Annotated in this window: 12 protein-coding genes; 10 read left to right on the forward strand and 2 right to left on the reverse strand. The window is 40.9% G+C overall.

The features are described from left to right. The first annotated feature begins 643 nt into the window (after nucleotides 1–643). The 4 genes from G494_RS27715 (at nucleotide 644) to G494_RS0114350 (ending at nucleotide 2,525) form a co-directional block, all read left to right on the forward strand. Entirely contained in the window at nucleotides 644–1,066 is a 423-nt protein-coding gene (locus G494_RS27715; RefSeq protein ID WP_232362563.1) for a hypothetical protein, read from the forward strand. Continuing rightward, complete coding sequence (locus tag G494_RS26915; protein ID WP_153305891.1) at nucleotides 1,045–1,530, forward strand: hypothetical protein; 486 nt, start codon at nucleotides 1,045–1,047, stop codon at nucleotides 1,528–1,530. Before G494_RS27715 ends, G494_RS26915 begins: the two co-directional genes overlap by 22 nt. 118 nt (nucleotides 1,531–1,648) lie before the next feature. Continuing rightward, nucleotides 1,649–2,170, forward strand: a complete 522-nt coding sequence (locus tag G494_RS26315) for an RHS repeat-associated core domain-containing protein (protein ID WP_084456882.1) — start codon at nucleotides 1,649–1,651, stop codon at nucleotides 2,168–2,170. A gap of 13 nt (nucleotides 2,171–2,183) precedes the next feature. Beyond that, nucleotides 2,184–2,525 (forward strand): hypothetical protein, encoded by a 342-nt coding sequence (locus G494_RS0114350; RefSeq protein ID WP_028585087.1) that lies wholly within the window; start codon nucleotides 2,184–2,186, stop codon nucleotides 2,523–2,525. Nucleotides 2,526–2,649: 124 nt separating this feature from the next. Here the strand turns inward: G494_RS0114350 and G494_RS26320 are convergent, their stop codons facing one another. Then, nucleotides 2,650–3,543, reverse strand: a complete 894-nt coding sequence (locus G494_RS26320) for a WYL domain-containing protein (protein WP_161630001.1) — start codon at nucleotides 3,541–3,543, stop codon at nucleotides 2,650–2,652. 269 nt (nucleotides 3,544–3,812) lie between these two features. Here G494_RS26320 and G494_RS26325 point away from each other — a divergent pair, with 269 nt between their 5' ends. The 6 genes from G494_RS26325 (at nucleotide 3,813) to G494_RS26930 (ending at nucleotide 7,053) form a co-directional block, all read left to right on the forward strand. Beyond that, nucleotides 3,813–4,061 (forward strand): DUF2188 domain-containing protein, encoded by a 249-nt coding sequence (locus G494_RS26325; RefSeq protein WP_084456877.1) that lies wholly within the window; start codon nucleotides 3,813–3,815, stop codon nucleotides 4,059–4,061. 13 nt (nucleotides 4,062–4,074) lie between these two features. Further along, nucleotides 4,075–4,335: a hypothetical protein gene (locus G494_RS26330; RefSeq protein WP_084456879.1), complete on the forward strand. Its 261-nt coding sequence runs from the start codon at nucleotides 4,075–4,077 to the stop codon at nucleotides 4,333–4,335. A gap of 64 nt (nucleotides 4,336–4,399) precedes the next feature. Beyond that, a complete protein-coding gene (locus G494_RS26920) occupies nucleotides 4,400–4,579 on the forward strand; it encodes a hypothetical protein (protein WP_153305892.1) in 180 nt (59 codons plus the stop codon). A 23-nt stretch (nucleotides 4,580–4,602) separates the two neighbouring features. Next, the gene (locus tag G494_RS27275; protein WP_167331684.1) at nucleotides 4,603–4,968 is read left to right on the forward strand and encodes a molecular chaperone DnaJ; all 366 of its coding nucleotides are present in this window, start codon (nucleotides 4,603–4,605) and stop codon (nucleotides 4,966–4,968) included. 260 nt (nucleotides 4,969–5,228) lie between these two features. Continuing rightward, a complete protein-coding gene (locus G494_RS0114365; protein WP_028585089.1) occupies nucleotides 5,229–5,747 on the forward strand; it encodes a hypothetical protein in 519 nt (172 codons plus the stop codon). Next, complete coding sequence (locus G494_RS26930; protein WP_208597686.1) at nucleotides 5,734–7,053, forward strand: nucleotidyltransferase; 1,320 nt, start codon at nucleotides 5,734–5,736, stop codon at nucleotides 7,051–7,053. Before G494_RS0114365 ends, G494_RS26930 begins: the two co-directional genes overlap by 14 nt. A gap of 24 nt (nucleotides 7,054–7,077) precedes the next feature. Here G494_RS26930 and G494_RS26935 read toward each other — a convergent pair whose 3' ends face one another. Then, the gene (locus G494_RS26935; RefSeq protein ID WP_153305895.1) at nucleotides 7,078–7,974 is read right to left on the reverse strand and encodes a site-specific integrase; all 897 of its coding nucleotides are present in this window, start codon (nucleotides 7,972–7,974) and stop codon (nucleotides 7,078–7,080) included. Nucleotides 7,975–8,305 lie beyond the last annotated feature (331 nt).

The following is an 8,305-nucleotide window of genomic DNA, read 5'->3' on the forward strand; positions in this document are numbered from 1 at the left end:
AGCTCGTCTCCTTTTAACTGCACGTCGTCTACGATTACGTTTTGGAAGACATTGTCCTGCTTACGTCGCTTTTGCCATCGTGTACAACCGACTCTTGGTCGACAGATAGAAAGTTGGACCTCCGGAAGGGCTAGTCTTCAACAGAAGTGCGACCAGACTTCGTAATTTTGTCAGATTGTCAAAGATCCAGACCCATTCCGGCAGTTTTTAAACAACTGGGGGCGACTCATGGAGCCGTCTGGGTAAAAAAACAGTTGATCCTGACACAGCGCATGAGTGTGGACCAATGTGTCACGGATTCAGGGTTATGGCTTAATGGTTTGAAAAAAGGCCTGTTTTTGTGCTTAGAAGCCCCTTTTTAGGGCCAAAAAGAAGGTTTTAAGAAAATCCAAGCCAGGAGTACACAATTAGGGTCAGGCTTGCGTAGTTGCGTTATTGTACGCGATACGTATTACTCTCTCCTCCTCTCTGAGGGACAGACCACGATATTTCAGAAAAAGCTCTTTGATATTGCCAATCTCCTTAAAGGAAACAGCTCTTTAGGGGGAGAAGGTGCATCGTAATATCTTGGCACAGATTTTATGATCCGGATACCGGACGGTACATTTCGGCAGATCCGATCGGACTTGAAGGTGGGATAAACTTGTATGCGTATGTGGCAGGGAACCCTATCAACTGGACTGATCCAACGGGTGAAAGCATAGCTATACCGCACCCTATAATAACTATTCCGGTTGTTATTTATTATGGTTACCAAGCTATCAAGGGAACTATAGATGCAATTTCTAATGCACCATCAGGCGAGTGTAAAGATCCCTGCGATGAGTTAAACGAAAAAGTAAAAGCTGCAAAACGAGCAGTGCAGTCGTTTGGGAGGGGAAGAGCAGCTTGTAAAGCTGGAATGTCTTATTACCAGCTAAGTGTCCGTAAAGATACATGGTTGAATTTGGCGGCAGCCCGAGCCCAAAGGGATGAACGTTGTTGGAACGGTGGTGATGAAGGGCATCAACAAGCACAAGCTGATGCTTGGTCACATGTAAGTAAATGTCAAGCATTGATGAGATAATGAGACTTAAACAAATAGAAACTGCTTTTAAAGATAGAAAGAAACCGGACAAGTACACTTCTGGAACAATGTCAGCTGATGAAGCTATTGAGGTTCTAGCAATAGCCGGAAAAGATTGGAGAGAATTGTCTGGCGACATCTTGGAAGATAATTTTGAAGTCCTTAATTGGCTAACCCCTGAAGCATTTTGCTATTATTTGGCGGGAGTTCTTTATGTTTCTGTTAAAGAAAACAGTCCAAATCTGTTGGTTGTGGACTCGATAATAAATATGCTTGATCGTAGCCCCGATCCAGCCTATTGGAATGACCTTTTTTCTCAGAGATGGTTGTTGCTCAATCCAACTGAAGTTGATGTACTCTCAGATTGGATACTATGGCTCGCAGACTCAAAAATGCATGATGATATTTCCTTATCGAGATGCCTTGACTGCCTTGAAAGTATAAAACACAGAACTGAGTCATGATTGATTTGGTTATCGCACATAATGCTTTTTAATTTCCGCTTGGAATTTCACAAGTCAGCACTGTTCTTTGACATAACCTCCTCCTGATCTCGAAACATCTCTTGGGGGAGGATGGTACATCCTAAAATTCTGGCACAGATTTTATGATCCGAGTACTGGAAGGTACATAAGTGCCGACCCGATTGGATATGAAGGTGGTGCAAATCTTTACGCTTATGTCGGAGCCGACCCGATAAATTTCATCGACCCCTACGGTCTTGAGCGAAAGCCTGGTAAAACACCTCCAAGCAAATGGCCTCCACCTCCACCATCTGTCACAGGTAAGAAACCGAGATGGAATCCAAATGGGTACTGGGAAGGTAAAGGTGGAAGGAAAATCACTTGGGACGATCGATCTCATGGGGCTGGCGTAGACCGTGGAGATGGTGCTCAAGGTGGACATTGGGACGACGAATCTAGTGACAATCGATGGGATGAAGACGGAAATCCGCTGCCTGGAAGTCCAGAATATGATCCTGATTCAAACTCAGAAATGTGCGGTGAAAAGTGTCAGAAGATATTGGTTGGTATAGGCCAAGGTGGAGCGGCAATTTTTATGTGGATGTGCTCAGGCGGTCCATTTAACCCCGCAACAAATTAATATAGGTGTAATTGTGGCATTTCCTCAGAAATTTAAGAAACAGCTGGAGCAAGGCCTGGAGGATGTAATCAAACCAGATTATATTTTCTTGGTCTATGCCATATGCGGTACAGAAGAAGATTCTTGTGGTTGGGAAGGATGGATGCTTGAGTCTGTTTTCAAAAAAAGCAAAGACAAGCACCCAACATCTACAGGGGATCAGTTTTTGACTTCCGCAGATGAGCAAATGTGTCCGAGGTGCGGCAAGACAGCTTTCAGAACAGATGCAGTTATGAGATTTGACAAGTCGGACAAACCAGCATCAGTCGGTTTTGATTATGAGGTGGCTCCGACAGAATACACTGAGGATGATTAGGAAACTATTGCTTACTGAAGATAGTGAAGATTGATCGATTTTCTGGAATGCCCAAGCTGTTTGACACCACCTTCAAAAGCCTCCTCATAGCCCAGGTCAAAGGCCTGGGCTATGAGGGTATGATCTAAGCAAAAAACTGGTCATCTGATAATTTTTGAGTTTGCTTCTTTGTCATTGATTTAAGTAAAGTAGCTTGCGCCTCAAGCTCCTCCAAGTTTACAGGAACCACCTGCTGTCTAGTCGGTGGTAATTCCTCATATCCCTCCACGAAACCAAAATTCAATTTGAAATAATAGAAGAAGGCCGCTTTGAGGCTAATAATTACACATCCATCCTCCATGCAGTAATCTCTTTCTATTAATGATTTTTGGTATTTATCAAGCTGAGGATTTGGTTCTATCTTGGCTTCTAAGGTGTTATGCCATTCATAGTCGATGGAATGATCAAAATCATGCGGAGTGGAATCATTAATCGACAGCATTCTACCAATATTGAAATCTTTATAGATTTTTGAAGAATGGCATAACGCTCTAACATGCCAGCGACTGCCATCATTACCAATGGCATGAGGTGAAATCCACCTCGCTTTTGGCTTCGGAGATGTCATTGATTGATATGTAATATTGATCGCTTCGTTGTCTCTAACTGACCTTAAAATCTCTCTTAGGATATCAGTGTCTACAAAACGTCTTGCGGTCGGCATGACTGCATATGATGGTATTGATCCATTGAAGAAGGTGCCACTTTCGATTTTGTGTAATAGTTTTAATCGTCCTAAATATCTTTCACTGGATGGTTGCGACAGCACAGGTTTGAAATCAGGTGTAGCAATGTACTGTCTACTTTTATTGTCATAGTCAATGTTTTTCGGTGCTCTTTCAATATATTCTTTTATGTCTTTGGTAGCTTGAGGGATAGAAATTCTAAAAAATTCTGTTAAATCCTTTCTACCTATCTTGCCTTCCCAAAAAAGACGGGCCTCAATAAATTCAAGCCTTTTTTCTGCACTCCAACGCATACTCAACTCCATAATCTGTTAATAGTAATTGCTTTTTGTCTAGCATAACACTTGATAAAGTATCTGTTAAGTGAATTTTTATGCAAATCTATTATTCGACCTCACGGCAACTTGACAAACAAAGTATTCGCACTTATTGTTTGTTTATTAACTAAGATTGGTTTGTTTCAATAATGAAAAGGAGGTGGTTGCTATAGGTAATTAGTTGCTGACAGGATGAATGGGAAAAGCAAGCAGGAGAAAATCTAAGGTAGAGGACTAGAAAAGATATGAGCAAAGATAGAGATCGAATGGTTTACAAAAATGCTGAAGGAAATTGGGCGAATAAGCGTAATGATGCTGGCAGAGCATCTAGTGTTCACTCAACGCAGAAAGAGGCAATTGATACCGCACGAGAGATGTTAAATAATCAAGGCGGTGGTGAATTGACGACAAAAGGCGTAAATGGAAGAATTAGAAGCAAAGATACAATTGCTCCTGGTAACGATCCTTGCCCACCAAGAGATACCGAGTATTAGGGGGGGGGGAAGAATGAAACTACAAGGTGCAGTAATTAAAGAGCAAGGTGTAACCTTTGCTATTGTTGTTGTGAAAAAACACATTGTTGATTCTCAGGCTAAAAGCCAAGATACAGCAGGATCTTTTGCAACTCTGTTCCCAGGTATGCCTCTTGTATTAATGGCTCAAGATGGACGAGGAGTCCCTAAGTATAGAGGGCGAAGAGATATTGTTAAATTTTTAGCAAATATTCATCCATCTCAAATACCTTGGAAGGAGTACACCGTTAACTAAACTTAAGAAGAGGTGGGAGGCTGTTAGTCTTCCCACCTCTTCTTAGATTCTAGAAAGGAGAAAGATGGCTGCACAATATGTTTCTGCATGGAAACTATTACAACTAAAGCCGAATGCGGATTGTTGTGATTGCGGTAAAGAAGTAGACGGTTCTCTGGAAGAGGGAATATGGACTATATGGAGTAACAAGTTAATTTATTGTCCAAAATGTGCATCTTATGAAGGAATTGGTCCTAATGACTAACTTGTGTGGAGAGTAACATTACCATGACTGAATCATCAGTAAATTTACACGATTGTTCTCATTGTAAAGGCACAGGCACATGCGATAACGGTGAAGATGGGTATTCATGCTCTGTTTGTGCCAAAGAACAAGGTTTCTTTTGGAATCGAAAAAAGCGCAAAGGTTTACCTTGCTGTGTCTGCGGTGGAATGGGTCGCACAGAAGCTACAACAGATAGATTGAATAAAAGAATGGCTCCTGCTTTAGCCATGTATCTCTCTGGTATGTTGCTTTTATTAGTCATGGTAGCACTATTGTTAAATAGCCAACATTTCAATGAAATACTTGCGTTCTCAAGTGCTATTATTGGTTCTGTTACCGGATTTTATTTTTCAAATAGAGGCAAGTGAATTTTTAATACTGAAGGTATTGTTGCATGGTGGTTACTGGCACCACACCTTGTGAGGCTGAAGAAAGCCTAGGGCATAGTCCTGGGCTTTCGCATTTATTGTGGTTACAACAGGGCATGTATCACTATGTGGTATGCCGCCGGGCATGACATGCCTCATACTGTATGCTGCTCATTGACACATAAGAGAAAAGTTTTATCGTTTTGCCTGTTTGCAACATCCTTGCTGTTCTATATCTAAAAAAGAAAGGAGAATAGTTGATGCAACCTATCATTGATTTTTTCAACCACCCCTTCTTCATATGTGTGGGTGGAGTAATGACCGCAATAGCGGTTATCAGTTTCATTATTACACTTTTGATTGTTGCAAAAGGGATAATCCCTGTTTGGTATCGTCTTGGGATGGGTCTTGCGAAAAGAAAAATTGCTATATTAGCAGATGCACAATCTCAAGATTTAAAAGATCTGCTGATAGACTCTAAACTTTTTAATGAAAAAAACATATTTCAAGTGAACAATGAGTCCCTTAAAAAAGCAGAATCTGCAACAATGATTCTTGTGCATTGGAAACCATTTGAGTCTAGGCTTGATGAAATATTGAGTATTAAAAAGGATTCTGATGCACTCATCATTTATGCCCCACAAAAGGAGGGGTTCATCAATGATGAAGAGATGACAAAACTTTCATCACAGCGGAACACAATTATTGTCAATTTTCGTGGCCGACTTCTCAATGATATTTACACCTCTATGATTACCACCAGTTATGCGAAAGGTTAATTTAAATAGTAAGTTACGAAGCTGGGTAAAGGCTAATGTTTCCTTGAAAGAAGAAGACAGGAACTTTGTCACAGCAGTTTATGCAGCATTCAAACGTGTACTAAATAACAAGTGCATTCAGATCGGTTCCTACCCTCGATTTACAGCGATTCGCCCTCTTCATGATTTGGATATTCTATTTTTTTTGGATTCCTGGAATGAGGAGAGTCATGATCCTTCTGACAAGTTGAATGAATTATATGAACGTATTGAGGACGAACTTGAGAATCCAACACCTTATGATCTTAATGTTTCATTACAAACACACTCCGTGTCTGTTTCTTTCTCACAATCAGGACAAGAAGTTTTTGCTGTTGATGTAGTTCCTGCTTACTCCTATGGGACAAATGAGTTTGGCCAAGATACTTACATGGTACCTGAGCTTATAAAACGAAAACGTGGTGATAGTCGTCGTGCTTTATACGAGAGCCTTGCAAATGAAGAGAGAACAATGCAATGGATTGCGACTGATCCAAGAGGCTATATCGAGGTAGCAAAGAATGTTAATCAGGCAAATTCAGATTTTAGAAGAACTGTTAAACTTGCTAAAGCGTGGAAGCATGCGTGTAAAGCGCTAAATGATAATTTCCCGTTAAAGTCATTTCATATAGAGCAAATCATCACGATATTCTTCCAGAATAATAATGATGTTGAAATTTTTGATGCCATCTTCGATTTTTTTATAACGCTACCAGGCAGGATAGAATATCCACAAATAAGAGATCGAGGTGACAACAGTAAATTTATCGACTCCTATTTATCTGATCTCTCTATCGAAGAGCGTAATCTGGTTATTGAGGCAAGGGATCATTTTTTGAAAAGGCTTGAGGAAATCTCAGATGCAGAATCAATAGATACTCTTTTTAACGCAAGTTTTTATAGGAGAGTGAGTTCCAGTGAAGAGTTTTTATTTGACCAAGCTATTCCAACTCTCACTGACAATGATTTTTCTTTTCAAATTAAAGGTCATGTGCAGCCAAGAGATGGAAGCTTTCGAAGGTTTATCTTGGATTTGATTGGTAGTATCTCAATAGATAGAAAAATTCAATTTAGGATTGATGGTACACCTCCACAAGTTGATCTTTTTAAGTGGAAGGTAAGGAATGCAGACCACTCTCCTCAGCCAAGGGGCGAGATCACCGACCACCATACCAAAAATGACCCCGAACACACAAAATATGTTGGGGAACATTATGTAGAGTGTTTTGCAATTTTAAATAATGTGTGTGTCGCTAAAGCTAAGCAAAATGTTAAATTAGGTAGCTGAGAAAAAAGGACTCCTCATTGAGCCTCACCGCAGATAATGATTGGTAATCTCAGGCCGAACATGACCCATACGCTCTGAAACTTGCTTTAATGCATCATTATACCCAAGGCCTTGCTCTTGAACTTCTTTAAAGGCCTTGGCGCAGTAGGACCACCTCAAACCATGGCTGCTATTAAAAGGCTGTTCTGTTTCACGGGCAGCCTGCTTTAAATCCTCCAAATATGAGCGATACCCAAAGCTGAAAACACCTTCTCTTTGAACAATCTCATTGACCTTAGCATATAACTCTGGCGGCAGTTCGATAATTCGAACCTTGCCGCCTTTACAATTTGTCAACTTGAGCTGATAATCGCCGATTAAATTATCATCTTTGAGTAGAGTTACTTCTTTGACCCTTGCACCGCCCATATATTGTAATTCAGCAGCAATCCTATGAATACCACCCAAGTGATCTATAAGAGCTTGAGGACGCAAGTATCCTCTCGATTTTACATCTCTATTACAATATTCCTTGGCCTGTTTTCTAGTTGAGTCGATAGCGATACTCCAACCTGTATCTTGTTTATAAATCTCTTTGAGACCCACGCTCATTTTATTAAGAGCAGCACAATAAGTGCTAAAACTTTTGTACCTGACACCACTTGCTATTTTGACCTGTAACCATTCTTCAACAAGAGTTGGTGTAATTTTTGTAGCATCTTTGACACCATGTTTCTCCCTTGACCATTGAAGGAACTCACAAGCAATACTTCTATATTTAGTCAAGGTTGAATAGGAATACACACCAAGAGATTGACCCATTCGATGACTACCGGTTACTCCGGCAGCTTTCATCTGTTTCTTTGCTTGATGCCTTGACTCGCCAATTCTTGTAATTGCTCTAAAGATTTGTCCGCTTTGATTGCGTGAACTACCTCGCATAATGATCACCTATATCTACAGGTCAAAGTGTGAGCGGTCAGGATAAATGATGGAAAAGAAGTGAATAATGTGCGAGATATTTGAGGGAACGGCAAGGAGCCCCCTCACGTATCTTGACGGATTATGCTGAAAGGGGCTCCTGCCTTACCTTAACTACAGGCAGGGACAATGATATCAGAACTTCTTCAGAGTGTCAGTTTTTTTCGCGTTCTTCATTGCATAGACCAAGATCTTGCCGAAGCCTGCCGCCAGGCTGGTTGTCCTTTTTGCCAGGGCCCTCTTCACAGAGCAGCCTACCTCCGTAAACCTCGTGGCGGTCCGCAGGAAATCC

Source organism: Desulfogranum mediterraneum DSM 13871, from assembly GCF_000429965.1.
GTDB lineage: Bacteria > Desulfobacterota > Desulfobulbia > Desulfobulbales > Desulfobulbaceae > Desulfogranum > Desulfogranum mediterraneum.

Coding starts and splice junctions, on each gene's coding strand:
- G494_RS26915 (WP_153305891.1), top strand. CDS start 1,045: ATGTCAAGCATTGATGAGATAATGAGACTTAAACAAATAGAAACTGCT.
- G494_RS26320 (WP_161630001.1), bottom strand. CDS start 3,543: ATGCGTTGGAGTGCAGAAAAAAGGCTTGAATTTATTGAGGCCCGTCTT.
- G494_RS26930 (WP_208597686.1), top strand. CDS start 5,734: ATGCGAAAGGTTAATTTAAATAGTAAGTTACGAAGCTGGGTAAAGGCT.
- G494_RS26325 (WP_084456877.1), top strand. CDS start 3,813: ATGAGCAAAGATAGAGATCGAATGGTTTACAAAAATGCTGAAGGAAAT.
- G494_RS0114365 (WP_028585089.1), top strand. CDS start 5,229: ATGCAACCTATCATTGATTTTTTCAACCACCCCTTCTTCATATGTGTG.
- G494_RS26330 (WP_084456879.1), top strand. CDS start 4,075: ATGAAACTACAAGGTGCAGTAATTAAAGAGCAAGGTGTAACCTTTGCT.
- G494_RS26920 (WP_153305892.1), top strand. CDS start 4,400: ATGGCTGCACAATATGTTTCTGCATGGAAACTATTACAACTAAAGCCG.
- G494_RS26935 (WP_153305895.1), bottom strand. CDS start 7,974: ATGCGAGGTAGTTCACGCAATCAAAGCGGACAAATCTTTAGAGCAATT.
- G494_RS27275 (WP_167331684.1), top strand. CDS start 4,603: ATGACTGAATCATCAGTAAATTTACACGATTGTTCTCATTGTAAAGGC.